A 26,653-nucleotide genomic window follows, 5' to 3' on the forward strand; every position below is an offset into this window, starting at 1 on the left:
GCACGCGCTAGGCGCCGAGGGTCGCGCGGGCCTCGGCGAGTGTCGCCTGGGCATGCGGCAGGCCGGGCAGGCGGGCGGCCAGCACGTCCAGGGCGGCAGGAAGGGCGGGCGCGGGCACGCCGCGCGCCCCGAGCATCTGCGCCAGCCACCCCGCGAAGGAGGTGAACAGCCCGGGGTCGCCGACGTAGACGGCGGCCTTCAGGTAGCCGACGATCGAGGCGGCGTCCTCGGCCGTGTCGCCGCGCGGCCCCTCCTCGGGGGCGTGCCGGGACAGCTCCTCCAGGACGTCCCTGACCAGGACGGGCCCGCGGTCGTCGAGGACCACGTACTCGGGGTCGGCCTGGTGGCCGGCGCCGGGTGCGCGGCGGTGGGGCAGGCCGCGGTCGAGCAGGTCGGCGGCCGCGCGCGCGTCCGGCGCCCAGACGTCCGCGCCGAACCGGCGGGCGTAACAGCCGTCCGGGCCGAACGCGGGGCCGCCGGCGAGCACCGGAGTGCCCGCCGCCTGGCACGCCGTGATCGAGGCGTGCGCGGCCGGCAGGTGGGTGGCGATCGAGCTGGACAGGGCGACCGCGCCGGGCCCGGTGCGGTGCACGTGCACGACGAGGTGCGCGGTGGGCACGTGCGCGCCGAGGTAGTCGACCCGCCAGCCGCGCAGCCGCAGCACCTCGGCCAGCAGCCGGACGGGGAACGTGTGCCACTCGCCCTCCACGCACGCCACGCAGATCCGCCCCTTGACCGGCGCGGATGCGCGCTGCCGCGTGGCCGCGTGGTGGGCCGCCACGACGAGCACGCTCTCGTTGACCGCGGTCGCCGTGTGCTCCTGGGCGACCGTGATGCAGTTGTCCGCCCACGCCTGGCCGATCCGCGCCTGCACGGCGGCGACCACGTCCAGGATCAGGGTCTCGGCGGGGACGCCGCCGTCGAGCGCGGACACGGCGGCGTCGATCGCGGCGTACTCGTCGCCGGCGAGCGCCGCCTCCCACAGGGCTTCCTCGTACCGCTCGACACCGTCGTTCATCAGCTCTGGCCCTCCCTCGGTGGCTCGCGCGGCACGCCGATGGCGACGACCGCGAGGTCGTCGCGCTCGCCGCCGCCCGCCCACTGCGAGGCGAGCATCTGCACCCGCTCCGCCAGGGCGTCGGCCGGCATGCCGGCGCAGCGCCGCAGCTCGGCCTCCAGCCGCTCGTCGCCGAACATCTCGCCGCCGAGCGGCCCGCCCCTCGCCTCGATGACGCCGTCGCTGTAGAGCACGCAGGTGTCGCCGGGCTCCAGCAGCACCTCCTCGGTGACGCTGGTGACGTGCTCCAGCAGGCCGATGAGCGTCCCCCTGGTACGGGCCACCTGCACCCGCCCGTCGAGACGGACGATCATCGGCGGCGGATGGCCCGCGCTGGTCAGCCGGAGCACGACCCGGCCGCCGCGGCGTTCGACCCCGGCGAGCACGAGCGTGACGTAACGGGGGCCTTCGGCGGTGAGCAGCACGTCGTTGAGCCGGTTCAGCACCCGCTGGTGGTCGTCGGCGAACGGCAGCAGGGCGCGCAGCGTGTTGCGGATCTTGCCGGTGAGCACGGCGGCCTCCAGCCCTTTGCCCGACACGTCGCCGAGCACCACCAGCGATCGGTGGCCGGCGCCCGAGATCGCGTGCACGTCGTAGAAGTCCCCGCCGACCAGCGCGCCGTCGCCCGCCGCCCGGTAGCGTCCCGCCACCTCCACGCCGTTCACGTGCGTGACCACGGGCGGCAGCAGGTCGGCCATCAGGGTCTCGGTGATCGCGGCCTGCTCGGCGTACAGGCGGGCGATCGAGATCGCGGTGCCCGCGCGGGCGGCGAACAGCGGGGCGAACAACTCCTCGGACGGGGTGAAAGCGTGCGTCTCCGAGCGGCGCAGGAGGATCAGCGCGCCCGCCGGCAGCCCGTACCCGGGAAGCGCGAGCACGACGACCGAGCCGATGCCCTCGGGCGCGTCCCGCGTCACCCAGCCGGGCGCCTCGGAAGGGTCCAGCCAGCGGGGCGGCACCGGAGGGAAGGCCCGCAGCGCCTCGGCCAGGCCGGGCATGCTCCCCGCGTCGTGGTTCAGATCCCGGTGCACGGCGTCCTCGTCCGCCTCGCAGCAGGCGACCACGTGCCGGTGCCCGTGGCGCGGCAGGACGACCCGGGCGGCGTCGGCGAGGTGCCGTACCGCCAGCCGCACGACCGCCTCCAGGCAGCGGTCCAGGTTGAGCGTGGACAGCAGCCGGCTGGACACCTCGATCACGGCCGCCAGCGAGTCACGTTCGGCCCGCAGGGCCTCGCAGGCCCGGTGCCGTTCGGTGACGTCCACCAGCCACCACTCGACGCGGCCCGCGCCGTCGTCGTGCACGGGATGCGCCTCGAAGATCCGCTCGCCCATCGGCCCGCATGCCGGTCCGCCGGGGTGCTCGCGGTGCGCGCGCAGCAGCCACGCGGGGACGTCCCGCGCGCCGCCGGGCAGTGCCCGGGCGGCCGCGTTCGCCTCCTCGACGGCGCCTGACGCGCCGACTACCAGCATCGGGTACGGCGTGTCCTCCCGTGCCATGCCGAACCTGCCCCGTTCGCGGTCACCTGCCTGGTTTTCACCCTAGTGACGGGACATACATGGCTTTCCCGATGCTCGGCCGTCTTTGTGCCATTTTTGTGCCAGCCCGGCCGGGACCGGGCCGGCGGTCAGAGCCCGTACGACTTGCCGATGATGTCGCGTTGGATCTCGCTCGTGCCCCCGTACACCGTGGACACCACCGTGGAGCGCAGCAGGCGTTCCATGCCGTACTCCGTGGCGTAGCCGTAGCCGCCCATCATCTGCATGCCGTCCAGGGCCAGCGCCTTGGCCAGCTCCGTCGCCTTCAGCTTGGCCATCGACGCCTCGCGCGGGAGCTGCCGCTCCGGGTCGGCCTCGATCCGCCGCGCCACGTCGTGCACCAGCAGCCGCGTGCACTCCAGCTCGGTGGCGTGGTCGGCGAGCCGGTGCCGCAGCGCCTGGAAGCTGCCGACCGGGCGGCCGAACTGCCGCCGCTCGCGCACGTACGCCACCGTGTCGTCGAACACCCGACGCGCGGTGCCGAGCATCAGCCCGGCCAGGATCATGCGCTCCAGGTTGAGCCCGGACATGAGCTGCCGCCAGGCCGAGCCGACCTCGCCCACCACAGCGCTCTCGGGAAGCCGGCAGTCGGTGAAGTAGAGGTCGTTGACCTCGCGGCCGCCCATCGTCTCGATGCCGCGTACGGTCAGGCCCTCCACACCGGCCGGGACGGAGAACATGGTGAGCCCGTCGTGCCTGCCGCCCTCCGTCGAGGTGCGGGCCACGAGCAGGATGTGCTCGGCGATGTGCGCGTTGGAGCACCACGTCTTCTGGCCGTTGATCACCCAGCCGCCGTCGCGCCGCTCGGCCCGGCAGGTCAGCGCCGCGACGTCCGACCCCGCGCCGGGCTCCGACATCGACACCGCCAGCACCTCGCCGCGCAGGAAGTCGCCGAGCACCCGGTGCTTCTGCTCCTCGCTGCCGAACTTCTCGTAGGAGGCTGCGGTGATCGCGGACGTGGCGAACCCGCCGATCGGCACCTGCCAGTAGGCGGTGGTCTCCAGGAACAGCAGCAGGTCCACCATGCTCTGGCCGGCGCCGCCGTACTCCTGCGGGACCGCGACGCCCAGCCAGCCGAGCTCGCCCATCCTGCGGTAGAGGCCGTCGTGGTGCGGCTCGGCGCCGCCGTCGGTCAGCTTGAGCCACTGCTCGCGGGTGCCCGCCTCGCGGCGGCAGAAGTCCTCGATGGCGGCCACGAAGTCGCGCCGCTCGTCGGTCAAGGTCACGCCCCAGATCCTCCCCTGTAGAGCTCTTCGATCACCTCGGCGTAGCGCTGCTCGATGACCCGCCGCCGCAGCTTCAGCGACGGGGTGAGCTCCCCGCTCGCCGGGCTCCACGCGTGGTCGAGCACGCGGTACGCCTTCACCTGCTCGGGCCGCGACAGCGCCGCGTTCGCCCGTTCGACGCCCTCGGCCAGCTCCGCCAGCACCTGCGGGTCGGCGGCGAGCTCCTTCAGCTCGACCGCGGCGATGCCGCGCGCCCTGGCCCAGGCGGGCGCGGCCTCCTCGTCCAGCATGATCAGCGCCGTCAGGTACGGCCGCCGGTCGCCGACCACGACGGCGTACCCGATCAGCGGGTGCGCGCGCAGCAGCGACTCGACGGCGCTCGGCGCGATGTTCTTGCCGTGCGAGGTGATGATCATCTCCTTCTTGCGGTCGATGATCCGCAGCAGCCCGTTGTCGTCGTGGGCGCCGATGTCGCCGGTCGCGAGCCAGCCGTCGGCGTCCACCGCGGGCTTCACCTGCCCGTCGGGCTGGAGGTAGCCGAGGAACACCAGTGGCCCGCGGACCAGGATCTCGCCGTCGCCGGCGAGCTTGATCTCCATGCCCGGCATCGGGCGGCCGACCGTGCCGGCCCGGTAGTCGTCGCGGAAGGTGCTGGTGGCCGAGCCGGTGGTCTCGCTGAGCCCCCAGACCTCCATGATCGTCATGCCGAGGCCGCCGAAGAACTCCAGCACCTCGGCGGGGATGGGCGCCGCGCCGCTGCCCAGCCGGACCGCCTCGGCGAGCCCGATGCGCTCGCGCAGCGGCCGCAGCACCTCCCGGTCCGCGCGCTCCAGCTCGGCGGCCAGTTCGGTGTCAGGCTCGTCGCCGGTGGCCCGGATCCGGTACGCCTCTGCGGCCAGCTCACGCGCCCGGCGGAGCGCGTCACTGTCCAGTGCGGCGAGCATCTGCTGCAGCCCGGCGGCGAACTTCTCCCACACGCGCGGCACGCCGAAGAACGCCTGCGGCCGTACCGCGATCAGCGTGGGCAGCAGCTTCGTGGAGTCGGCGCAGATCGTCACGTGGCCGGCGGTGTAGATCGGCAGGTAGATGCCGAGCACCCGCTCGGCGATGTGCGCGAGCGGCAGGTACGCGACCGTCCGCGGGTTCGCGGGCGTGGGCTGGACCAGCTCCTGGAGCGCGCACTGGTAGAGCACGTTGAGGTGCGAGAGCACCACGCCCTTCGGGTCGCCGGTCGTCCCCGAGGTGTAGATCATCGTCACCGGGTCGTCCTGGGCGGCGTGCACGGGCGGCAGCTCGCCGCCCGGCGCGGCCAGCAGGTCGGCGAAGCGCGTGTGACCGGAGCCGCCGGCGTCATCGACGATCACGACGCCTTTCAACCCGGGCATCGCGGCCAGCGCGGGCGCCCACCGCTCCAGCTCGGCCGGGCCCTCCAGCACCACCACGGTGGCCGCGCTGTGCAGCGCGACCTGGCGGATCTGCTCCGGGCTCAACGTCGCGTACGTGGTGCACGGGATCGCGCCCAGCTCGACCGCGGCGAGGTCGGCGATCCAGTGCTCCGGACGGCTCGACATGCCGATGAGCAGCCGCTCGCCGTGCCGCAGGCCCAGCGCGTGGAGCCCGCTCGCCACGGACAGCACCCGCTCGCGCAGCTCGCGCCAGGTCAGCGTGTCGCCGTCGGTGCCGGTCAGGGCGGGCAGGTCGCCGTGCTCCTCGGCGTTGCGCCGCAGCAGCCCAGGAACCGTGTGCGTGCCCAGCGCGGCGCGCACGTCCGCCTCTGTGATCATCCTTTTTCTCCCTCCGCCGGACCCCGAGCGCCTCCATCGAATCCCGAACATCGTTCTGGTGTCAATACATCCGAATCACGACTTACTTACAGACTCATCGGAGCAGGTGGGAGACGTGCGATCGAAAGAGGGAGGGGCGATTTCCCGCTCACCACGCGATCGCTACACTCGGGTCATGCCGACAAGTCAGCGCACCCGGCCCAAGGACCGCAAGGAGGCGATCGCCCTCGTCGCCGCCGAGCTGTTCTGCGCCCGTGGCTACCACAACGTCGGCATCGAGGACATCGCCCAGGAGGTCGGCATCACCGGCCCGGCCATCTACCGGCACTTCCCGAACAAGCAGGCCGTGCTGGCCGCGGCCGTCGAGGAGCTGGTCGCCCGCTTCGCCGGGTGCGTCGCCGCCGGCGCCGGCGCCGCAACGCCCGGCGAGCGCCTGGACGCGGCGCTGCGGGCGCTGGTCCGCTACACCCTCGACCGGCGCGGCGTGGCCCGGCTCTACCAGTGGGAGGCCCGTCATCTCGACCCCGGGTTCCAGGCGGGCCTGGCCGCGTCGTTCGACCGCTCGGTGCGCGCCCTGCGCGAGCTGCTGCTGGGGGTGCGGCCCGAGCTGGGGCGGCGCGACGCCGCGCTGCTCACCTCCGCCGCGCTCAGCGTGATCGCGAGCCCCGCCACTCACCGGGCGAGCCTGCCCAGGGCCAAGGCCGAGCAGACCGTGCTCGACTGCGTCGCCACGGTCCTCACCGCCGACCTCCCCGCCCCGGAAGGCCCGTCCGACCGGGAAGGCCGGCCCGCCTCGGACGGGCCGCCCGCCTCGGACGGGCCGCCCGCCCCGGACGGGCCGCCCGCCCCGGACGGGCCCCCCGCCCCGGACGAGCCGATCGCCCCGGACGAGCCGATCGCCCCCGAAGGGCGGTTCGCGTTGCTGCCCCGCCGTGAGCGGCTGCTCGCCGAGGCCATCAGGCTCTTCGACGAGCGCGGCTACCACCAGGTCAGCATCGCCGACATCGGCCAGGCCGCCGGCATCAACGCCTCCAGCGTCTACACCCACTTCACGGGCAAGGCCGAGCTGCTGGCCGCCGCCTACTACCGCGCCACCAGCCGCCTGGAGCACCTCACGGCCGCCGCCCTGGCGGGCGCGGGCACGCCCGCCGACGCCCTGTCGAGGCTGATCGACACCTACGTCGCCTACACCTTCGACCAGGCCGACCTCACCGCGGTCTACCTCACCGAGGGCGAGAACCTTCCCCCGGCCGACCTGCGGCGGCTGCGCGCCGCCCAGCGGCGGCACGTCGACACCTGGACCGGCCTGCTCACCGAGCTGCGCCCGGGGGAGGAGGCGGCCCGCGTCCGCTTCCGCGCCCACGCGGCGCTCAACATCGTGGCCGACCTCGCCCGCGCGGCCGGCCCGTCGGCGTCCGAGTCACGCACCGCCGCGCTGCTCAGGCAGCTGCTCATCACGGACTGAGGCGCCGGAACACGCGAACGGCGCCCGCCGCGTACGCGGCGGGCGCCGTTCGAGAAGCCCTGACTCAGGAGGCGTAGGTCGGGTAGCCGTAGCCGACGACCTGCGAGGTCGGCCGGGTCCGCTGCTCGACCTTGCCGTTGCCGGTATTGCCCTCGATCGTGGAGATCGTGCCGTCGCCGTTGTCCTTGACGACGAAACCGACGTGGTTGATGGCGCTCAGGCTCTTGCTGCCGCTCCAGGAGAAGAAGACGACGGCGCCGGGCTTGGCCTCGGTGCCCCAGCGGTGGTTGGCCTCGAACCACTTGGCGTGGGTCACGGTGTAGGCGTCCCAGCCGATCTGCGAGCGGGCGCCGGTGTGCTCGCCGACCCAGGACACGAACATCGAGCACCAGGGGGCGTTCTTGTACGAGGCGGTGCTGCCGCCGTCGCGGGCGGCGGTCTCCGCCCCGCGCTGCGAGCCGGCGTACCAGTCCTGGAACTTGGTGCCGCCGCCTGCGGCGTTCTCGGTGGTGCCGATCTGCGCCCTGGCCGTGGCCAGGACCTGCGCGGCGGTCACCTTGACGGCCTGCGTACGCTCGCCGGCCTCGCCGCTGGCCCCGTTCTGGGCGACGTGGGCCCCGGCCTGCGCGACGTGGGCGGGCGGACGGACGTCGGCGTCGGCGTGGGCGGCGGTGCCGGCGGCGACACCACCGGCGACGGCTCCGGCGGCGAGGGCGGCGCCGAGCGTGGCGCGGAGGGCGGTGCGGGCATGCGTGAGACGGTGCTCGAACATGAAGAAATACGCTCCTGGGCGGTGTGTCGTGCAACGGTCGTCGGCAGCGCCCGATACGGCGGCTGCCAGGGGGGCGATCGCACGGCTCCTCGCAGAGGGCCATAAGAGAATCACGATTGCGATGCCCGGTACGCGGAGTTATGTCATCTCGCGTCCGATGTGTACAACTAACCTCCCACCTGGGTAATTCCCAGGCAACGACATCGACACCAGTCTTTACCTGCGATGACGTTTGTCATGTGCGCGTGGCTGACGCGCCGCACTACCTCCGCGCCACCCCGCCCCCGCACGCTGGAGCCATGCGAAACGCGCTGGAACTGGACGACGTACGCAAGCGCTACGGACCCGTCACCGCCCTGGACAGGGTGGACCTCACGGTCGCGGAGGGGGAGACGGTGGCGCTGCTCGGACCCAACGGGGCGGGCAAGAGCACCCTGCTCGCCGTCGCGCTCGGCCTGCTGCCGCCCACCTCGGGCCGGGCCACGCTGCTCGGCCGCCCGCCCGCCGAGGCCCTGCGCGCGGGCCGCGTCGGCGTGCTGCCGCAGGAGGCGGGGCTGCTCGACGACGTACGGGTGCGCGAGCTGGTCGCCGCCGTCGCCGCCATGTACGACCGCCCTCCGCCCCTCGCCGCCACCCTGAACGCGGCCGGCGTCGCGGACCTCGCCGAGCGGCGCGTGGGCCGGCTGTCCGGCGGGCAGCGGCAGCGGGTCAGGTTCGCCCTGGCCCTGGCCGGCGGCCCCGGCCTGCTGGTGCTCGACGAGCCCACCGCCGGCCTGGACGTGGACGGCCGCCGCGCCCTCTGGCACGAGGTGAGACGCCGGGCCGGCACCACCGTCTTCGCCACCCACTACCTGGCCGAGGCCGACGCCTACGCCGACCGCGTCGTGCTGCTGGCCCGCGGCCGGGTCGTCGCCGACGGCCCCGTGGCCGCGATCAAGGCCCTGGTCGGCGGGGGAGAGGTGCGCTTCGACCGGGCGACCGCCCCCGGGGACGCCGACCTGGCCCGGCTGCGCGCCCTGCCGGGCGTGCGCGGCGTCCACGCCGAGAACGGCACCGTGGCCCTGCGCACCGCCGACTCCGACGCGACGCTGCGGGCGCTGTTCGCCGCCTACGACGACGTACGGGGCGTGCGCGTCGAGGGCGTGGACCTGGAGAGCGCCTTCGTCAGCCTCACGGCCGGGACGGAGCAGGCGGAAGGAGCGGCGCGATGAGCGCGTACGTACGGCTGGAGCTGGCGCGGGCCCTCCGCAACCCGGTCGGGATGACCATGCTGACCGTCTTCCCCCTCCTGCTCTTCCTGCTGTGGGCCGAGGTGCTGACCGTGGCGCCGCCCGCCGAGGCGATGGTGTCCATGGCCACGTACGGGGCGATGGGCGGCGCGATGTTCGTCGGCGGCGCCATCGCGATGGAACGGGCCGGCGGCTGGCTGCGACAGCTCGCCGTCACCCCGCTGCCCGCCCACGGCTACGTGACCGCCAAGCTCCTCGGCGCCGCCGCAGGGGTGCTGCCCAGCGTCCTCGTCGTGCTGGCGGCGGGCGCGCTGCTGGCCGGCGTGCGGCTGCCCGCAGGCACGTGGGCGGCGCTGGTGGTGCTCATCTGGGCGGGCGTGCTGCCGTTCGCCGCGCTCGGCGTGGCCTTCGGCTACACCTTCAGAGGCCAGCTCGCGAGCCTGGCCATGATGATCGTCTACTTCGGGCTGTCCGTGCTCGGCGGGCTGTGGGTGCCGGTGACGAGCATGCCGGCCGGCATGCGGGCGCTGGCCGAGTACAGCCCCACCTACCAGGTCGGCTCGCTCGGCTGGCGGGCGCTGGAGGGCGAGCCGCCGACCGGCCTCTCGCTCGCCGTGCTCGCCGGGTGGACGCTGGTCTTCGTCGCGCTGGCCCTCTGGCGTTACCGTCGAGCCCTGTGAAAGTGGACGCTGTGAGCGTGGACGACGTCGACTTCAGCCGGGGGCGTACCGCGGCCAGGGCAGGGTCGGCCGCCTGGCTGGCCCTGCTGGCCTGGCCGCTGGGAACGTTCGCCTGGACGTCCGCGGCGTCCCGGCCGGAGCCGTGGCGGGTGCTGTGGGTGGCCGTGGTGGCCGCGGTCTTCGTGGTGTGCTGGCTCCGTACGACGTGGGCGGTGTTCGGGCCGGGCCGGCCGGCGCCGTGGTGGCCCGCGGGGGTGGTCGCCGCGGCGCTGGCGGGCATGCCGGTCCTGGGGCCGCCGTGGGCGTACGTGAGCTTCGTCTTCGTGGTCAGCGCGCTGGCCCCCGTGGTGCGCGGCGCGGCGTTCGCGGCGGCGCTCGTGGCGACGGCGGCCGTCACGGTCGGCGTGCTGGCGGCGTACGGGCTGCCGTTCGGGCAGATCTGGTGGGTGCCGCTGGTGATCCTCGCCGAGGCGGGGGCGGTCTCGGCGCTGCTGGCCATGGGCGAGCTGCTGGCCAGGCTCGCCGCCGCCCGCGCCGAGGTGGCGCAGCTCGCCGTGGACAACGAGCGGCTGCGCTTCGCCCGCGACCTGCACGACACCCTCGGCCACACGCTGACCTCGATCACGATCACCAGCCAGCTCGCCGCCCGGCTGGCCCGCGCGGACCCCGACGGGGCCGCGCGCCGGATGGCCGACGTGGAGCGCGCCGCCCGCCGGGCGCTCGACGAGGTGCGCCACGCCGTCGCCGGCTACCGCGCCCCCGCCCTGTCCGACGAGCTGCGGCGGGCGAGCGGCGGCCTCGCGCTGGCCGGGATCCACCTGGAGGTCTCGCCCGCCGCCGGCCCCATCCCGGCCGCCGCCGAGACGCTGCTCGCCTGGACCGTACGCGAGGCCGCCACCAACGTCGTACGCCACAGCCGCGCCCGCCGCTGCCGGATCGCCCTCGCCGTGGACGGCGACGCCGCCACCGTCGAGGTACGCGACGACGGCACCGGCCCGCCCCCCGGCGCCGCCCCGGGCAACGGCCTGACCGGGCTGGCCGAGCGCCTCGCCGCGGCCGGCGGCCGCCTGGAGACCGGCCCGCCGCCGGACGGCGCCGGCTACCTGCTGCGCGCCCGCGTACCGGTGGTGCCGTCGTGATCCGCGTCCTCGTCGCCGACGACCAGGAGCTCGTCAGGGGCGGCCTCGCCGCGCTGCTGTCGCTGGAGGACGACATCGAGGTGGTGGCCGAGGTCGGGCGCGGCGACCAGGTGGAGGCGGCGGTGGCCGAGCACCGGCCCGACGTGATCCTGCTCGACATCGAGATGCCCGGCATGTCCGGACTGGCGGTCGCCGAACGCCTGCGCGGGCAGCGCGTGGTCATCGTCACGACGTTCGGCCGGCCCGGCTATCTCGGCCGGGCGCTGGCGGCCGGAGTGGCCGGGTTCGTGGTCAAGGACGCGCCGGTCGCCGAGCTGACCGCGGCGGTGCGGCGGGTCATGGCCGGGGAGACGGTGATCGACCCGAAGCTGGCGGTCTCCGCCCTGACCGTCGGGCCGAGCCCGCTCACCCAGCGCGAGACCGAGGTGCTGCGGACCGCGTCAGGCGGCGCGACCGTCGCCGACATCGCCCGCCACCTGTTCCTGACCGAGGGCACCGTGCGCAACTACCTGTCCTCCGCGATCGGCAAGACCGGCGCCCGCAACCGGGCCGAGGCCGTACGGGTCGCCGAGTCCCGCGGCTGGCTCTGACCGGGGCCGCCGGAAAAGGGACTGTTAGGCTCACCCGCATGCGTGGGGTGCAGATCCGCTGCGGCGGCCCGGACGACGTGAAGGACGTGCTCGACTTCTGGCTGCTGGCCGCCGAGGGCACCGACCGGCACGACTCGCCGGACAAGGTGGTCGCGCTCGTCGAGCGCGACCCCGAGGCCCTGCTGCTGGCCGAGCTGCCGGACGGCGGCGACCTGGTAGGCACGCTGATCGCCGGCTGGGACGGCTGGCGCGCCCACCTCTACCGGCTGGCCGTCCACCCCGGACACCGCCGCCGGGGCATCGCCACGGCGCTGCTCGCCGCGGCCGAGGCGCGCTTCGCCGCGTTCGGCGCGTTCCGGGCCGACGCCATGGTGCTCGACGAGAACGTCCTCGCCCATCCGGCCTGGTCCGCGGCCGGCTACGCGCCGCAGCCCGAATGGTCCCGCTGGGTCAAGCCGCTGGCGTGAGGCCGGTCTCTACGGGGCGTCGGGCCAGCCGAGCGGATAGCGGGGTCCCGGCGGGCTCTCGCCGCCAGCCTCGGTGAAGGCGTTCATGGCCGAGATGAGCGCGCGCGACTGCTCGGGGGTCATGCGGGAGACGATGGCCGCGATCTCCTCGCGGCGGCGCGCCGTCACCTCCTCGACGAGCTGCCGGCCGGCGGCGGTGAGCCGCATGAGGCTTTCGCGGCGGTTGTGCGGGTTGACCTCGCGGGTCACGAGGCCGGCGGCGGAGAGGCGGTCGGCCATCCGCATGGCGGTGGAGCTGTTGACGGCGAGCAGTTCGGCCATGGTGACGAGCTTGGTCTCACCGTGCACCGACAGCACCACCAGCATGCGGAACTGGGGGAGGGTGACCCGGTCCTGGGCCGCGGCCAGGGAGCGGGCCGCGACGGCCACCAGCAGCCGCGAGCCGGTGAGCACGGCGGAGATGACGGCGTCGAGGTCGTCGGCGCCGGCCTGGCCGCCCGCGAAGGGCTGTTTCATGGGCTCAGTTGTACACGCTCATGGGTTCAGGAGGGCGGGGTGGGGAAGCTCTCGGGGGTGGTCAGGCCGGTGCTCTCCAGGAGGCGCTGGTGGTTGAGCACGGCCGCGTTGGCCTGCTCGGAGAAGCGGCGGACCAGGGTGTTCTGGGTGGTGCCGCGCACGGTGCCGATCACCCCGAAGATCTGGCCGTGCGCCAGGCGCAGCCACTTCACGTACGTGGCGTCGTAGGCCGGGCCGGACCGGCCCGAGATGTCGGTCATCCACGCCTGCTGCTGCTCGGTCGGCTTGACCGGCAGGGTGATCCGCAGCTTGGCCGCCACGTCGCGGACCTGGCGGTCGAGGGTGTGGTGCTGGGCGGCGATCTCCTGGCTGATCTGCCGGACGCGGGCGGCGTCGGCGCGCTGGATCGCGTCCTGCGCCATGGGCATCTCCCACAGGCTGGCCAGGCGTACCTTGCGGACGAGGTCGCGGTCGAGCTCCGACAGCGGACCCCATTTGGTCTGGACGGTGCCGGTGTCGCCTTCCGGCGGGGCGAGAGTGGAGGTCGGCTGGGGGGTCACAGCGGCGTCGAGGGCGGCGGTGTCGGGGAGGGGCGTGGGGGTGTAGCCGGCGCAGGCGGTGAGCAGGCAGAGGGCGGCGAGGCCCCCGGCGGTGGTCAAGGGGGCGGTCGAGCTGTGGTGAGCCATGACAGTCATCCCGTTCCGGATCCGGGTGGCGCGGCGCCGGGGTCGGAAGGCGCCGCTCGTCATGAGATACGCGCGACGGGCACCGGTCTGTTCATGGCAGTGTGCAACGGTTGCGCAGTGCAAGAGGGTCCCCGGCGCTCGACCGGTGACCGGGACCCCGATAACGTCCGCACCATGATGCGCGCGTGGACGATGGCCGGGCTCATGACGCTGTTCGGCCTGGCGTCGGCGGTCACCAGGTTCGCCTCGGGGCAGACCGTCAGCGCGGCCGTGATCCTCGTGGTGTTCGGCGCGGCCGCCTGGTGGCTGTCGCCGCTGGCGTTCCCCCGGCCTGTCGGCGCGGCCCGCGCCCGCGAGCTGAGCGCCGCCGACGGCCGGGCGATCGTCTACTGGCGGGCGGGCTGCCGCTACTGCCTGCGGCTGCGCTTCCGGCTGGGGCGCGACGCCCGCCGGGCGTACTGGGTGGACATCTGGCGCGATCCGGAGGGCGCGACGGCGGTGCGCGCCGTCAACGGCGGCTCGGAGACGGTCCCGACGGTGGTGCTGCGGGGCGAGGCGTACGTCAACCCCGACCCGGCCTGGGTGCGCGAGCGCCTGCGGTGACCTCCGTCAGGCGCGCGTCGTTGGCGACGACCGGGTTGCGTACGCTGCCGAGCCGCTCGACCTCGACCTCCACCTCGTCGCCGGGCCGCAGCAGCCACGGCGGCGTACGGGCGTAGCCGACCCCGGCGGGGGTGCCGGTGGCGAGCAGGTCGCCGGGCCGCAGCGTGAACGTGCGGGAGATGAGGGCGAGCGTGTCACCGACGGTGTAGACCATCTCGTCGGTGGAGCCGTCCTGGACGACCTCGCCGTTGACCCGGGTCCGCACCCGCAGCCCGTCACGCAGGTCGCCGACCTCGGGGGCGGGCACCAGCGGGCCGAGCGGGCCGGAGTTGTCGCCGTTCTTGCCGAGGATCCACTGGCTGGTCAGCTTCTGCGCGCGGCGCGAGGTGATGTCGTTGAAGGCCGAGTAGCCGGCCACGGCGGCCAGCGCCTCGTCGGGCTCGGCGTCGGCCAGCGGCGCCCCCACGTACGCCACGACCTCGCCCTCCCAGTCCAGGCCGTCCTCGCCCGACGGCACCGGCACCGGGACGCCGCCGACGGTCAGCGACCGCGTCCAGCGGGCGAACAGCGTCGGGTGCGGCGGGACGCCCTCGCCCGCGTACGAGCCCTCGGCCACGTGCCTCAGGTAGTTGAGCCCGACGCAGATCACCCGCGCCTCCGGCAGCACCGGCGGCACGAGGGCGACCGCCGAGGCCGGGACGGTCTCACCGGCCGGCTCCCGCGACAGCCAGGCGGACGCGCCGGCCCAGAACTCCTCCAGCCCGGCCAGCACGGTGACCGCCGTGCCGTCGGGCGACAGCGCCGCCACCTCGACCGGGCCGCCGTCCCTGCGGATGCCCACGATCCTCATCGGCTCTCTCCTCGCGCCCGCCACGCAAACCCTTCTAAAGGTTCGCAGGTTTGTGCTTGGATGGCGACTATGCCGCACACCTCCTCCACCGGACAACCCCTGGCCGGCGTCGGGCAGGGCGCGCGCACCCGCGCCGAGCGGCTGGCCGCCGCGCTCGACGAGCGCATCCGCGGGCTCGCCCCCGGCGAGCCGGTCGGGACGCTGGAGTCGCTGCGCGCCGAGACCGGCCTCGCCTACGCGACGGTCAGCGAGGCCGTCCGGCTGCTGCGTGACCGGGGCGTGCTGGAGATCCGGCCGGGGCGCGGGGGCGGGCTGTTCGCCGCCGACCGCGGGCCGGTGGTGCGGCTGCGGCACACGCTGCTGAGCGTCGCCGACGAGCCCGGCACGGTCGCCGACGCCATCGAGCTGCGCGAGCACCTCGAAGAGCTCATCGACCTCGGCGCGGCCCGGCACCGCACCGGCCGTGACGTCGCCGACCTGCGCCGCCTGCTGCGCGCGCTGCGCACCGCGCCCGGCTGGGACGGCTTCATGCGCGCCAACTGGGCGCTGCACGAACGGATCGCCGCCATCAGCCCGAACACGATGGCCCGCGCCGTCTACGTCGGCACCCTCGGCCACCTGAGCACCACCTCCGCCCGCCTCGCCGCCGACGGCGGGCGCGCCGATGACGGGCGCGCCGATGACGGGCGCGCCGATGACCGGCCCGTCACCACCGGACCCGCGGCCGACCGGCCCGGCGACGACCGGCGGGCGGCGTACCGGGCCGCCCGTTACCAGGTCCACGCCGACCTGGTCGAGGCCATCGCCGACGGTGACGAGGCCGCGGTCCGCGTCGCCGTCGCCGCACACCGCACCCCCGCCGCCCCCTGACCCGTAACCCCCTGAACGCCGGAGGAGCCCGTCATGCCCGGTGAGTACCGACGGCACCTGTTCCCGCACGACCACCCCCGCCTCGCCGAGATCCGCGGCCTCGACCCGTACGCCTACGGCGAGCTCGCCAGGAAACCGGGCACCTTCACCGGCGGCCTGGTCGCGAACTGGACCCCCCTCTACAGGAACGACTTTCGCGGCGTCACCGAGAACGGCGTACTCCGCGAGGGCCTTCACCCGCTGACACCGGCCGAGCCGGGCGAGGAGGCGCCCGTCGCGGCCATGACCACCGCCGCCCGCGACCTGCTCGCCGCCCTGGACGACGAGAGCCGCACGCGCCTCACCCACCCGGTGGACGCCGTGGAGTGGCAGACCTGGGCCAACCCGGAGTTCCTGCAGTTCGACACCGGCCTGCGCCTGGAGCTCCAGCCGGAGCTCGTCCGCGAGAAGGCCCTGGCGCTGGTGCGGGCCTCGCTCTCGCCCGAGGGCTACGAGCTGACGCGCGCCATGATGCTCATCAACGGCTTCCTCGGCGAGGTCGTCGGCCTGGAGACCATACTCAACGAGTTCAGCTACAACCTCGCGCTCTACGGCACCCCCGACCTCCGCGCCCCCTGGGGCTGGCAGCTCTACGGCCACCACTGCGCGCTCAACTGCCTGGTCGTCGAGGGCCGCATGGCGCTGTCGCCGGTGTTCCTCGGCGCCGAGCCCGACGAGATCGACGCGGGCCCGCACGCCGGGCTGCGCGACGTGTTCGCCGACCGGGTGGAGCTGGGGCTGCGGCTGATGGCCGCACTGCCCGCCGAGCAGCGCCGGCAGGCCGTCGTCTACGAGCGGATGGTCGATCCGGCCATGCCGGAGGGCCGGGTGGACCCGGGCGACGAACGCCACCTGGCCGGGGCGTTCCAGGACAACCGGGTGATCCCGGTGGAGGGCGTCCGCGTCGCCGACATGCCCGCCGAGGCACAGGAGCACGCGCTGGCCATCGCGGCCACGTTCGCCGGGCTGCTGCCCGAGGGGCCGCGCGCCGCCCGGCTCAGGGAGGTCGCCGCCCACCTGGAGGAGACCTGGTTCTGCTGGATCGGCGGGCACCGGCCCGGCGACGTCTTCTACTACCGGCTCCAGTCGCCGGTGATCGTCGCCGAGCTCGACCACCACTGCGGCGTCTTCCTCGACTACGACACCCCCAAGCCGTTCCACGTCCACACCGTGCTGCGCACCCCGCACGGCAACGACTACGGCCGCGCCTGGGTCCGGCAGTGGCAGGCCCGCCGTTAGAGTTCATGGATGCTGCTGACGATCCTCGGCGGATGCGGTGCGTGGCCGGCGGCGGGCCAGGCCTGCGGCGGTTACCTCGTGGAGCACGAGGGGTTCAGGCTGCTCGTCGACCCCGGATACGCGACGGTCCCGCGGCTGCTGGAACGGATCACCGCCGACCAGGTCGACGCGGTGTTCGTCAGTCACGGACATCCCGATCACTGTGCCGACCTGAACCCGCTGCTGCGCGCGCGTACGTTGCGTGACGACCCACCGGCGCCGCTGCCGGTGTACGCGCTGCCCGGCGCCCTGGACGCGGTGCTCGCGCTGGACCGCCCGGGAATGCTGAGCGGCGCCTACTTCCTGCACGAGTTCGTCGCCGGCGACCGGCTCGCCATCGGCCCGTTCCACGCGCAGACCCGGCTGCTGCCGCACTCGGTGCCCAACGCGGGCATACGGCTGACAGCGGGCGAGCGCGTGCTGGCGTACACCGGGGACACCGGCCCGAGCCCTGACGTCGCCGACCTGGCGCGCGGCGCTGACCTGCTCCTGGCCGAGGCCACCTTCGCGGACCTGGTCCCGCGGGGCGCGCGGCGCCACCTGTCGAGCGCCCGCCAGGCAGGCCGGCAGGCCGAGGACGCCGGCGCCCGGCACCTGTTACTGACTCACCTGCAGCCAGGCACGGACGCCGCAGCCGCCCGAGCCGCTGCTGCATCCGAGTACGACGGCGAGATCGGCCTCGCCACCCCCGGTCTCACCATCGAAATGACCTAGTAGCCGGACGGGCGGACCAGGCCCGTCTCGTACGCGAACACCGCCGCCTGCGTCCGGTCCCGCAGCCCGAGCTTGACCAGGATCCGGCTCACGTGCGTCTTGACCGTCTGCTCGGCCACCACCAGGCCGGCCGCGATCTCCGCGTTCGACAGGCCCTGCGCGACCAGCGACAGCACCTCCGTCTCCCGCTCGGTCAGGTCGCCGAGGCGCTCCTTCAGCGGCGGGCGCGGCCCGGTGCTCAGCCGCGCGAACTCCGCGATGAGCCGCCTCGTGACGGCCGGCGCGAGCAGCGCGTCCCCGGCCGCGACCACCCGCACCGCCTGCGCCAGCTCGGCCGCCGAGGCGTCCTTGAGCAGGAAGCCGGACGCGCCTGCGCGCAGCGCCTCGTACACGTAGTCGTCCAGGTCGAACGTGGTCAGCATCAGGACCTTCACCGTCGTCCCGGCCCGGGCGGCGATGCGGCGGGTGGCCTCGATGCCGCCGAGCTCGGGCATCCGCACGTCCATGAGCACGACGTCGGGGTTCAGCTCGGTGGCCATGGCGACGGCTTCGAGGCCGTTCGCGGCCTGGCCGGCGACCTCGATGCCCGGCTCGGCATCGAGCAGCACGGTGAAGCCCTGGCGCACCATCGCCTGGTCGTCGGCTATGAGCACGCGGATGCTCGTCATGGGGCGCTCTCGTCACCTTTCCTCGGCGGGCCGGCGGAAGGACCGGCGGGCAGGAACGCGCTGACCTCGTAACCGCCGTCGGGCGTCGGCCCGGCGACCAGGTCGCCGCCGAGCATGGCGGCGCGCTCGCGCATGCCCGGCAGCCCGTGCCCGCCGCCAGGAGCCGTCACGGGCCTCGCCGGGGCGGCGTTGACGACCCGGATCGCGAGGGCGTCCGGCTGGTACCGCAGCCGGAGCGTCACGGCCGCGCCCGGCGCGTGCCGCATCGCGTTGCTGAGCGCCTCCTGCACGATGCGGAACGCCGACAGCTCCACCCCGGGCGCGAGCGGACGCGGCTCGCCCGCGATCTCCTCGGTGAGCGTCACGCCCGCGCCGCGCACGTTCGCCAGCAACTCGCCGAGCCGGTCGAGCGTCGGCTGCGGCGCCTGCTGGGGGCGTCCGCGCCGTCCTCCGTACGCAGCACGCCGAGGATCCTGCGCAGCTCGGTCAGCGCCTCGACGGCGTTCTCGCGGATGCCGGCGAGGTTGTCGCGCAGCTCGTCGGGCGGGTCGTGGACGAGGTGCGGCGCCACCTGCGCCTGGATGGAGATCACCGACATGTGGTGCGCCACCACGTCGTGCAGCTCGCGGGCGATCCTGCTGCGCTCCTGGAGCAGCGTGCGGTGGGCGCGCTCCTCCGCCGTCAGCTCCTCCTGGGCCTCCAGCCGGTTCCTGGTGGTCCTCAGCATCCGGATCATCGTGCCCGAGGCGACGGCGAGCGCGTACACGGGGAGGGCGATCACCGGGGTGCCGCCCGTCTGCTGAGGCAGGAACACCACGCACGCCGCCGCGCCGAGCACGCTGATCGCCAGCGCCTCCGCGGCGGCGCGCGGCCGTACCCGCAGGGCCAGCAGGAACAGCACCCCGGCGTGCAGGAAGATCCCCGACCCCGTCCAGGGGAACGCCACCGCGTCGTTGTGCGGGAACCTCGACGGGGGCGCTCCCGGCCCGACCATCCAGGGGAAGGTGAGGGTCTGCGGCAGGTACGTCATCCCGGCACGGGCTCCGGCGAGCACGACGGCGAGCGACGCCCAGAACGCCGGCAGCGGGCGGAACATCGCGGCCACCAGCGTCGCCGCCTGCGCCGTGGCGAGCAGCGGGACCGTGGGGTCGATGCCCTCGCCGTCCGGGAACAGGCCGAGGACCAGCGCGTACAGGACGACCAGGACGTGCGGCAGCCGGGCCAGCGGGCGCGGCCCGCGCATCCGGGGGAGCGGGTCGGCGGCGGTGGACCACAGATCGGCGCGCAGGGCGGCGAGGAGCCCGCGCCGCGCGGCTGCCTGCTTCCGCCTCACGCCGCCTCCACCCTGGCCGTCCCCGCCTCCGGCCGCTCCAGCGTAGCGGGCCCCTGACGGCACCGCCGGTGACGGTCATCCATCGCCGTCACCCGCCCCCGCCACGATCCGCGCGACGCTCGCCAGCGCCGGGGAACCGGCCGCCAGGTAGTCGCCGTGCCCGCCGCCGCCCGCGTCGAGCACCCGGGCGCCGAACCCGGGCGACACCGGGTCGGCGTCCAGCCCCACCGCGGCGAACGGCAGCCCGACGGACACGTGCGGCAGCAGGGCCACCCAGTCACCGGCTGCCCGGCCGGCCCACACCTCGGCGTACGGGCCGAGCGCGGCGGCGGTGGCGACGCCCGCGCCGGGGGCGCCGAGCAGCACGACGCCCGTCACGTCCAGCCCGCCGGCGGCCCGGCCGCACACGACGGAGCCGTAGGAGTGGCACACGAGCCAGATCCGCGCCGCCGGCCTGGCCACGCGCAGCTCCCGTACGAAGGCGCGCAGGGCGGGGACCGCCGCGTCGGCGCGGGCCGGGGTCAGCGCCGCGAGGCTCACGCTGCTCGGGGTCGCGTACCCGAGCCAGGCGACCACGGCCGAACCGTCGCCGAGCGCGTCCCGCAGCCGCATCGCGCCGCCGCGCAGCGGGCCGTACCGGTCGAGGTCGACGCCCGCGCCGGGAACCAGCACCACGACCCTGCGGGCGGTGGGCAGGTCGCCGAAGACCTCCGCCGCCCGGCCGCCGTCCCGCCCGTCGAAGGCCAGGAAGCGGCGGGCGGGGGCGGCCAGCTCGCGGAGGGCGGCGGCCCGCCGGTGGTGCCCGTGGCGGTCCGCGGTCCGTACGGCGGCCAGGATCTCCGCGCGGGCGGCCGCATACCGCGCGGCGAGCCCGTCGCCGAGCGAGACGGCCAGCGGCGGCACGGGCGCGGGCACGGGCGCCGGCACCGCCCCCGGCCGCGCCGCCCCGATCATCGGCCACGCGACCGCCGCCATGATCAACGTCGTCAGCCCGGCCCGGAGCACCCCCGGGCGCGGTGGTCGGGGTTTCGGAGGGGAGGGCATGGCGGGCTCCTCGGTGGTCGGTGATCGTCCACCGCCGACCGTACGGATCACCGGGGGCCGCCCGACTCCCGCTGTGGAGCGAACCTCGCGCGTAGCTCCCGCGTACTACGAGTCCACGAGCCGTACGCCGGGCCGGTCGAGCCCCGCGGCCAGCTCGGCCATCACCTCGTCCAGGCTCTCCCGCAGGCCCGCCGGGGACTCGGCGGCGCTGTCCAGCCACTCCTCGAGGACGAGGCGCATCGCCGTCAGCGTCGTGGCCGCGCACAGCGCCGGGTAGCGGGTGCCGGCCGCGGCCGGCACCCGCTCGGCGATGGCCGCCGCGAGCGCCTTCTCCTGCGCGGCGAACACCGCCAGCCGCTGCGGCTCCAGCGACGGGGCCCGTACGATCAGCCGCAACGCCTGGACCTGCTCCCCTCCGGCGAGGTCGCCGGCCCGCAGCACGCGAAGCGCCGCCTCCCGCAGGGCCGTCAGCACCGACTCGGCGGGCGGCCGGGCGCGGAACTCGGCGATCAGCGCCTCCGCCCCGGCGGCCAGCGTGGCGACCAGCGCCTCCTCCCTGCTGGAGAAGTAGTTGAAGAAGGTCCGCACCGCGACGTCGGCCTCGGCGGCGATCCGCTCGACGGTGACGCGCTCCACGCCGTGGCGCGCGGCCAGCCGCAGCGCCGCCTCCCTGAGTGCCGCGCGGGTGGCCAGCTTCCTGCGCTCGCGCCGTCCGGTCGCCGCCGGCGGGCCGGCTTCGCTCATGTCAGGGGCCCCAGGTCACCGGCAGGGAGTGCACCCCGAAGATCAGCATCTCGTTGCGCAGCGGCACCTGGTCGGCCGGCACGGCGAGGCGCAGGCCCGGCAGCCGGGTGAGCAGCTCGCCCAGGCCGACCTTGAGCTCCACGCGGGCGAGCTGCTGGCCGAGGCACTGGTGCACGCCGTGCCCGAAGGCCAGGTGCGAGACCCGGCGGCGGCGTACGTCGAGCCGGTCGGGGTCGTCCCAGTGACGCGGGTCGCGGTTGGCCTCGGGCGTGGCGATGATCACCGTGGCGCCCGCGGGGATGTCCACGCCGGCGATCGTGAGGTCCTCGGTCGCCACCCGGCTGACGCCCATCTGGATGATCGACAGGAACCGCAGCAGCTCCTCGACCGCGTTGTCCAGCAGGTCGGGGTCGTCGCGCAGCGCGGCGAGCTGCCCGGGGTTCTCCAGCAGCGCGAAGGTGCCGAGGGCCAGCATGTTGGCGGTCGTCTCGTGGCCGGCGCCGAGCAGCACCAGGGCCATGTCGACGAGCTGGGCGTCGGTCAGCGGCGGGTCGGCGTCGTGGATGAGCCCGGACAGCATGTCGTCGCCCGGCTCGCTCTTCTTGGCGTCGACCAGTTTCTGGATGAACCCGTACAGCTCCAGCCCGGCGCGGGCCCGCTCGTCGTCGGGGGTGTCGGAGTTGAGGGCGATGGCGGTGTTGGTCTGGAACTGGTCGCGGTCGGCGTAGTCGACGCCGAGCATCTCGCAGATCACCAGGGAGGGGATCGGCAGCGCGTACGCGGGCACGAGATCGGCCTCGGTGCCCGCGGCCCGCATGGCCTCCAGGTGCTCGACGGCGATCTCGCGGATGCGCGACTCCAGCGCCCGCATCCGCCGCACGGTGAACTGCCCGGTCAGCAGCCGCCGCAGCCGGGTGTGCTCCGGCGGGTCCATGAAGACGAACATCCCGTCGGTGCGGCTCTCGACCTGGGGCGCGGCGGGCCCGGGGCGCGTGGCGTCGGGGTGGCGGACCCGGTCGGAGCTGAAGCGGGTGTCGCCGAGCACGGCCCGCGCCTCCTCCAGGCCGGTGACCAGCCAGACCGGCGCGCCGTTAGCCAGCGTCAGCGGCTGGACCGCGCTCTTCCCGCGCAGCTCCCGCAGCCCGGCCGGCGGGTCGAACGGGCAGGCGCCCCGCTCCACCATGTCCGCGGGCAGCAGGCGCCGCATCGCGGTGGGGGACTCGGTCGTCATGAGCACATCCTCTCCTGGGCGGCAAGGTCTCGCCCGCCACCCTAGGGCAAACGTGCACGACGTGCATCCATGCACGTCGTGCACGTTCTGAGGGTCAGGCCAGCGAGAGACGTACCGGCCCGCCCGCCGGGTCGGCACCCGCCACCAGGGAGAACGGGACGCGGAAGACCCGCCCCGGCGCGGCCGGCCACGGCAGGCGGGCACGGCCGAGCACCCGCCCGTCCTGCGTGGCGGTGACGCGGGGGAGCGTGCGGAAGGCGTCCGACCACAGCAGCAGCTTGCCGCGCGAGGGCGGCGGGCCGCCGGGCCGGACGAGCTGCGGCGCGACCCACCGCAGCGGCGCGTCGGCGACCAGCGGCACCCCGCCGCCCGGCGCGGGCTCGCCGGCCAGATGGCCGAGCACGGCCGCGGCGACGTGCCGGCCGTCGAGCGCGGCCACGTCGGCGGTGTCCACCGGATGCAGCAGGTTCCCCGCCGCGAACACCCCCGGCACGCTCGTGGCCAGCGAGGTGTCCACGCGCGGCCCCCGCGTGCCCTCGTCCAGGTCGAGCCCGGCGGCGCGGGCCAGCTCGTGGTCCGGGATCCAGTCGCCGGTGGTGATCACCGTGTCGCAGGGGACGCGGTGGCGCCGCCCGGTGTCCAGGTTCTCGATGTCGACCGAGGTCACCCGGCCCTTGCCGTGGATGGCGACCACGCGGGTGCGGGCGCGCACCAGCACGCCGAAGGCCAGCCGCCCCGGCACGCGGAACGCGGTGTAGGCCTCCGGCTTGTCGTACTCGCTGGTCATGAGCACCGTACGGCAGCCCGCCTCGTGCAGGGTCAGCACCGCCGACCAGCTCACCAGCTCCGCGCCGACGATCACGGCCCGCCGCCCGACCTCGCGGTGGTGCAGGTGCACCAGGTTCTGCAGCTGGCCGGTGGTGTAGACGCCGTCCGGGCGGTCGCCCGCGATGAACCGGGCCGGCCGGGGCCGCTCCCGTGCCCCGGTCGCGAGGACCACCGCGTCCGCCTCGACCAGCCGCCGGCCGCGCGGCGAGGTCACCTCCAGGGTGCGCGGACCGGCCCAGCCGGTCACCATGGCCTCGGTCTCCAGCCGGGCCCCGGCCTCGCGGGCCGAGCGGGTCAGCCGGCGCGCGTACTCGGGGCCGGACATGAACCTGCGCAGGTCACGCATGCCGTAACCGGGGTGGTCGCTGTGCCGGGGGATGCCGCCGGTCTCCGCCTCCCGCTCCAGCACCAGGACGTCACCGGCCACGGACGGGGCGAGGGCGGCCGCCGCGGTCAGCCCGGCCGGGCCGCCGCCGATCACGGCCACCCGCACGCGCTCGGTCATTCCGTCTCCCCCTCGAAGATCTCGCGTACCCGGGCGCCGCAGTAGAACCCCTGGCAGCGCCCGTTCATGGCCCTCGTACGCCGCCGCAGCCCCTCCAGGTCGGCGGGCGGCACCGGCGAGGCGAGGGCGTCACGCAGCTCGCCGCGCGTGACCCGCTCGCAGAAGCACACCACCCGGCCGTACTCGGGGTCGGCCGCGATCGCGGCGGCGTCCTGGTACGGGCGGGTGAACGCCTCGCCCAGGTTCGGCATGCGCGGCGGCGCGGGCAGCCCGGCCCGCTGGGCCAGGTCCAGATGCTCGCCCAGCAGCCCCGCGACGTGCTCGGCGATCGCCATCCCGGCGGTCAGCCCGGTGGAGCGGATCCCGCCGACCAGGAGGTAGCGCTGCCCGGCGTCGAGGTCGATCAGGTAGTCGTCCTGGCCGATGGAAGCCCGCAGCCCCGCGTACGTGGCTGTGACCTCCTCCTTGGTCAGCGCCGGCATGAGCGCGGCCGCCTTCTCCCGCAGGAACGCGAGGCCCGGCTCGGAGGTGCCGGTGGCGGTGCGGTCGGCCAGGTCCTCGGCGGTCGGGCCGACCATGACGTTGCCGTAGATCGTCGGGCTGACCAGCACGCCCTTTCCCGCCGACGACGGGACGGGCAGCACGATGCAGGGCGCGAGCGGCCGGGCGAGCTTGTCGAAGACCAGCAGCTCGCCGCGGCGCGGCGTCACGGTGAAGCGGTCGTGACCGAAGAGCGCGTCCAGCCGGTCGGCGCCGAGCCCGGCGGCGTTGACCACCCACCGGGCGGTGACCTCGCCCGCGGTGGTGGTCAGCCGGGTGACGTCCGCGTCCTGGTGGACCGCGGTGACCCTGTGGTGGCGCAGCAGCCGCACGCCCCGGTTGACGGCGTCGGTGGCGAGGGCCAGGTTCGTGGTCCAGGTGCAGATGACGGACTCGCCCGGCACGGTCAGGCCGCCGAGCGCGCCAGGACCGAGCGCGGGGACCCGGCGGTAGACCTCGGCCGCGTCCACGATCTCGCAGGCGGTGTAGCCGTTGCGGGCGGCCTTGTCGCGCAGCCCCGGCAGGGCGTCGAGCTGTTCCTGGCTCCAGGCGACCAGCAGCGCGCCGGTGCGCTCGACCGGGATGCCGGTGGCGGCGGCGTACTCGCCGAGCAGGTGGTAGCCGCGGGCGACCAGGCGCGACTCCAGGGTGCCCGGCTTGGCGTCGAAGCCGGTGTGCAGGATCGCGGTGTTGGCCTTGCTGGTGCCGTCGCCCACGTCGCCGCGGGCCTCCAGCAGCGCCACCGACAGGTCGGCGCCGCCCAGCAGGCGGGCGATGGCCGAGCCGACGATGCCGCCGCCGATCACGGCGACGTCGTACGTCATCATCACTGCTCCTCAGGGTTCGCGGACAGGGTGGCGCGGGCGGCGGCCTGCCATCGCTCCAGGTAGCCGGCCGCCCGCTCGGCGGGCCAGGCGGGCTCGTAGACGGCCGACGGCCGCCAGCCGCCCGTGGCGGTGGCCGGGTCCAGCGCGGGGTCGAGGGCCATCAGGGCGCAGGCGGCGGCCCCGAGCGGGGTCGCGTGCGGCGACGGGTAGACCTCGACGGGGATCTGCGCGAGGTCGGCCTGCGCCTGCATGAGGACGCGGGAGCGGGTCAGGCCGCCGTCGGCGCGCAGCCGGGTCAGCGGCGCGCCGAGATCCGCCCCGGCCAGCTCGCTCAGCGCGGCGACCTGCGCGGCGACGCCCTCCAGCAGGGCGCGTACGAGGTGGCCGCGCCCGGTGCTGAGCGTCATGCCGGTGAAGGAGGCGGTGGCGCCGGCGTCCCACCAGGGCGCGGCCAGCCCGGCGAGCGCGGGCACGCACAGCACCCCGTCGCCGGACGGCGCCGCGACGGCGTCGAGCTCGCCCGCGCCGCTGATGAGCCCGAGGTCGGCGAGCCAGCGCACGGCCGAGGCCGCGGTGTAGACCTGGCCGTCCACGCAGTAGCGGGTCTCGCCGCGCAGCCGCCAGGCGATCGAGGTGGCGAGGCCGGACGCCGAGCGCGCGGGCGTGGTGCCGAGCTGGGCGAGCAGGAACGCGCCGGTGCCGTACGTGCACTTGGCGGTGCCCGCCTCCAGGCACGCCTCGGCCAGCAGCGCCGCCTGCTGGTCCACGATCAGCCCGGTCACCGGCAGCTCGGGGCCGAACGCGCTGGTGGTGCCCACCACGGCGTCGCTGGCGACGATCTCCGGCAGCCGCTCGCCGCCGAGCCCGAACAGCTCGATCAGCTCGTCGTTCCAGCGGGCGTCGTCCAGGCCGAGCAGCAGCGAGCGGGAGGCGGTGGAGGCGTCGGTGACGAACGCCCCGCAGAGCCGGTGGACCAGCCAGGTGTCCGTGGTCGTCACGACGCCCTCGGTGGTGAGCTCGTCGCGGACCCAGCGCATCTTCGGCGCGGAGAAGTACGGGTCGAGCACGAGGCCGGTCAGCTCGGCGACCCGCCCGGCGTGCGCGGCCCGCGCCGCGCACAGCGGCTCGGCCCGCCGGTCCTGCCAGACGATGGCGGGGGTCAGCGGCTCGCCAGTGCGGGGGTCCCAGGCGAGCACGGTCTCGCCCTGGTTGGCCAGGGCGACCGCGTCCAGCGGCACCCCGGCCTCGGCCGCGGCCCGCCGCCCGGCGGTCAGGACGGAGTCGAGCAGGGCCCGGGGGTCCTGCTCGACGCCGCCGCCGTCCAGGTAGCGGGGCCGCAGGCCCTCCTCGGCGATCGCCAGGACCGTTCCAGCCGCGTCCACGACGATGGCCTTGGTCCCGGACGTGCCCTGGTCGATGGCGAGGATGTGCAT

The 26,653-nt window shown here is 75.0% G+C and carries 27 protein-coding genes; 10 read left to right on the forward strand and 17 right to left on the reverse strand.

Annotated elements, in window-relative coordinates:
• Nucleotides 1-7 precede the first annotated feature (7 nt).
• The 4 genes from ABD292_RS05245 to ABD292_RS05260 all read right to left on the reverse strand — a co-directional run bounded on the left by ABD292_RS05245 (nt 8) and on the right by ABD292_RS05260 (nt 5,602).
• A complete protein-coding gene (locus tag ABD292_RS05245) occupies nt 8-1,018 on the reverse strand; it encodes a cobalamin B12-binding domain-containing protein (RefSeq protein ID WP_344205637.1) in 1,011 nt (336 codons plus the stop codon).
• A complete protein-coding gene (locus ABD292_RS05250; RefSeq protein ID WP_344205638.1) occupies nt 1,018-2,553 on the reverse strand; it encodes a PP2C family protein-serine/threonine phosphatase in 1,536 nt (511 codons plus the stop codon). Before ABD292_RS05250 ends, ABD292_RS05245 begins: the two co-directional genes overlap by 1 nt.
• Nucleotides 2,554-2,681: 128 nt before the next feature.
• Nucleotides 2,682-3,818, reverse strand: coding sequence for an acyl-CoA dehydrogenase family protein (locus ABD292_RS05255; RefSeq protein ID WP_344205639.1), 1,137 nt, complete (start codon nt 3,816-3,818; stop codon nt 2,682-2,684).
• A complete protein-coding gene (locus ABD292_RS05260) occupies nt 3,815-5,602 on the reverse strand; it encodes an AMP-dependent synthetase/ligase (RefSeq protein WP_344205640.1) in 1,788 nt (595 codons plus the stop codon). The genes ABD292_RS05255 and ABD292_RS05260 overlap by 4 nt, the downstream gene beginning before the upstream one ends.
• A gap of 175 nt (nt 5,603-5,777) precedes the next feature.
• Between ABD292_RS05260 and ABD292_RS05265 the strand changes: the two genes are divergently transcribed.
• On the forward strand, nt 5,778-7,067 hold the full coding sequence (locus ABD292_RS05265; RefSeq protein ID WP_344205641.1) for a TetR/AcrR family transcriptional regulator: 1,290 nt from the start codon (nt 5,778-5,780) through the stop codon (nt 7,065-7,067).
• Between the two features lie 64 nt (nt 7,068-7,131).
• Here the strand turns inward: ABD292_RS05265 and ABD292_RS05270 are convergent, their stop codons facing one another.
• Entirely contained in the window at nt 7,132-7,839 is a 708-nt protein-coding gene (locus ABD292_RS05270) for a CHAP domain-containing protein (RefSeq protein ID WP_344205643.1), read from the reverse strand.
• Between the two features lie 299 nt (nt 7,840-8,138).
• Here ABD292_RS05270 and ABD292_RS05275 point away from each other — a divergent pair, with 299 nt between their 5' ends.
• Genes ABD292_RS05275 through ABD292_RS05295 form a run of 5 tightly spaced genes read left to right on the forward strand, consistent with a single transcriptional unit; the run spans nt 8,139 to nt 11,944 of the window.
• Nucleotides 8,139-9,050 carry an ABC transporter ATP-binding protein gene (locus ABD292_RS05275; RefSeq protein WP_344205644.1) on the forward strand — a complete coding sequence of 304 codons (912 nt, stop codon included), beginning with the start codon at nt 8,139-8,141 and terminating at the stop codon, nt 9,048-9,050.
• Nucleotides 9,047-9,748, forward strand: coding sequence for an ABC transporter permease (locus ABD292_RS05280; RefSeq protein ID WP_344205646.1), 702 nt, complete (start codon nt 9,047-9,049; stop codon nt 9,746-9,748). Before ABD292_RS05275 ends, ABD292_RS05280 begins: the two co-directional genes overlap by 4 nt.
• Nucleotides 9,745-10,887, forward strand: coding sequence for a sensor histidine kinase (locus tag ABD292_RS05285; RefSeq protein ID WP_344205648.1), 1,143 nt, complete (start codon nt 9,745-9,747; stop codon nt 10,885-10,887). Before ABD292_RS05280 ends, ABD292_RS05285 begins: the two co-directional genes overlap by 4 nt.
• Nucleotides 10,884-11,477: a response regulator gene (locus ABD292_RS05290; protein ID WP_344205650.1), complete on the forward strand. Its 594-nt coding sequence runs from the start codon at nt 10,884-10,886 to the stop codon at nt 11,475-11,477. Before ABD292_RS05285 ends, ABD292_RS05290 begins: the two co-directional genes overlap by 4 nt.
• Before the next feature lie 38 nt (nt 11,478-11,515).
• The gene (locus ABD292_RS05295; protein ID WP_344205652.1) at nt 11,516-11,944 is read left to right on the forward strand and encodes a GNAT family N-acetyltransferase; all 429 of its coding nucleotides are present in this window, start codon (nt 11,516-11,518) and stop codon (nt 11,942-11,944) included.
• A 9-nt stretch (nt 11,945-11,953) separates the two neighbouring features.
• Here the strand turns inward: ABD292_RS05295 and ABD292_RS05300 are convergent, their stop codons facing one another.
• Together ABD292_RS05300 and ABD292_RS05305 are read right to left on the reverse strand one after the other, a co-directional pair.
• Entirely contained in the window at nt 11,954-12,460 is a 507-nt protein-coding gene (locus ABD292_RS05300; protein ID WP_344205654.1) for a MarR family winged helix-turn-helix transcriptional regulator, read from the reverse strand.
• 26 nt (nt 12,461-12,486) lie between these two features.
• The gene (locus ABD292_RS05305) at nt 12,487-13,146 is read right to left on the reverse strand and encodes a DUF4142 domain-containing protein (protein WP_344205656.1); all 660 of its coding nucleotides are present in this window, start codon (nt 13,144-13,146) and stop codon (nt 12,487-12,489) included.
• A 174-nt stretch (nt 13,147-13,320) separates the two neighbouring features.
• Between ABD292_RS05305 and ABD292_RS05310 the strand changes: the two genes are divergently transcribed.
• Nucleotides 13,321-13,749, forward strand: a complete 429-nt coding sequence (locus tag ABD292_RS05310; protein ID WP_344205658.1) for a glutaredoxin domain-containing protein — start codon at nt 13,321-13,323, stop codon at nt 13,747-13,749.
• Here ABD292_RS05310 and ABD292_RS05315 read toward each other — a convergent pair.
• The gene (locus ABD292_RS05315; RefSeq protein ID WP_344205659.1) at nt 13,709-14,599 is read right to left on the reverse strand and encodes a fumarylacetoacetate hydrolase family protein; all 891 of its coding nucleotides are present in this window, start codon (nt 14,597-14,599) and stop codon (nt 13,709-13,711) included. The genes ABD292_RS05310 and ABD292_RS05315 overlap by 41 nt on opposite strands.
• 60 nt (nt 14,600-14,659) lie before the next feature.
• Here ABD292_RS05315 and ABD292_RS05320 point away from each other — a divergent pair, with 60 nt between their 5' ends.
• From ABD292_RS05320 to ABD292_RS05330, 3 genes are read left to right on the forward strand one after another with little or no spacing between them, the layout of a single operon-like run.
• Entirely contained in the window at nt 14,660-15,469 is an 810-nt protein-coding gene (locus ABD292_RS05320; RefSeq protein WP_344205660.1) for a FadR/GntR family transcriptional regulator, read from the forward strand.
• 33 nt (nt 15,470-15,502) lie between these two features.
• Nucleotides 15,503-16,747 (forward strand): DUF3500 domain-containing protein, encoded by a 1,245-nt coding sequence (locus tag ABD292_RS05325; RefSeq protein ID WP_344205662.1) that lies wholly within the window; start codon nt 15,503-15,505, stop codon nt 16,745-16,747.
• Between the two features lie 9 nt (nt 16,748-16,756).
• On the forward strand, nt 16,757-17,500 hold the full coding sequence (locus ABD292_RS05330) for an MBL fold metallo-hydrolase (protein WP_344205664.1): 744 nt from the start codon (nt 16,757-16,759) through the stop codon (nt 17,498-17,500).
• On the opposite strand, the gene ABD292_RS05335 is transcribed toward ABD292_RS05330, so the two are convergent.
• The 9 genes from ABD292_RS05335 to ABD292_RS05375 form a co-directional block, all read right to left on the reverse strand.
• On the reverse strand, nt 17,497-18,168 hold the full coding sequence (locus tag ABD292_RS05335; protein ID WP_344205666.1) for a response regulator: 672 nt from the start codon (nt 18,166-18,168) through the stop codon (nt 17,497-17,499). The two genes, ABD292_RS05330 and ABD292_RS05335, sit on opposite strands and share 4 nt — an antisense overlap.
• Nucleotides 18,165-18,560, reverse strand: coding sequence for a sensor histidine kinase (locus ABD292_RS05340; protein WP_344205667.1), 396 nt, complete (start codon nt 18,558-18,560; stop codon nt 18,165-18,167). Before ABD292_RS05340 ends, ABD292_RS05335 begins: the two co-directional genes overlap by 4 nt.
• Entirely contained in the window at nt 18,530-19,501 is a 972-nt protein-coding gene (locus ABD292_RS05345) for a sensor histidine kinase (protein ID WP_344205668.1), read from the reverse strand. Before ABD292_RS05345 ends, ABD292_RS05340 begins: the two co-directional genes overlap by 31 nt.
• A 75-nt stretch (nt 19,502-19,576) precedes the next feature.
• Nucleotides 19,577-20,545: an alpha/beta hydrolase gene (locus tag ABD292_RS05350; protein ID WP_344205669.1), complete on the reverse strand. Its 969-nt coding sequence runs from the start codon at nt 20,543-20,545 to the stop codon at nt 19,577-19,579.
• A gap of 105 nt (nt 20,546-20,650) precedes the next feature.
• Nucleotides 20,651-21,289, reverse strand: coding sequence for a TetR/AcrR family transcriptional regulator (locus tag ABD292_RS05355; RefSeq protein WP_344205671.1), 639 nt, complete (start codon nt 21,287-21,289; stop codon nt 20,651-20,653).
• A gap of 1 nt (nt 21,290) precedes the next feature.
• On the reverse strand, nt 21,291-22,520 hold the full coding sequence (locus ABD292_RS05360) for a cytochrome P450 (protein ID WP_344205672.1): 1,230 nt from the start codon (nt 22,518-22,520) through the stop codon (nt 21,291-21,293).
• 94 nt (nt 22,521-22,614) lie between these two features.
• Entirely contained in the window at nt 22,615-23,853 is a 1,239-nt protein-coding gene (locus ABD292_RS05365) for an NAD(P)/FAD-dependent oxidoreductase (protein ID WP_344205674.1), read from the reverse strand.
• Entirely contained in the window at nt 23,850-25,220 is a 1,371-nt protein-coding gene (locus ABD292_RS05370) for an NAD(P)/FAD-dependent oxidoreductase (protein WP_344205676.1), read from the reverse strand. Before ABD292_RS05370 ends, ABD292_RS05365 begins: the two co-directional genes overlap by 4 nt.
• The gene (locus ABD292_RS05375; protein ID WP_344205677.1) at nt 25,220-26,653 is read right to left on the reverse strand and encodes an FGGY family carbohydrate kinase; all 1,434 of its coding nucleotides are present in this window, start codon (nt 26,651-26,653) and stop codon (nt 25,220-25,222) included. The genes ABD292_RS05370 and ABD292_RS05375 overlap by 1 nt, the downstream gene beginning before the upstream one ends.

It is taken from the genome of Nonomuraea bangladeshensis, assembly GCF_039529455.1.
Classification (GTDB): Bacteria; Actinomycetota; Actinomycetes; order Streptosporangiales; family Streptosporangiaceae; genus Nonomuraea; species Nonomuraea bangladeshensis.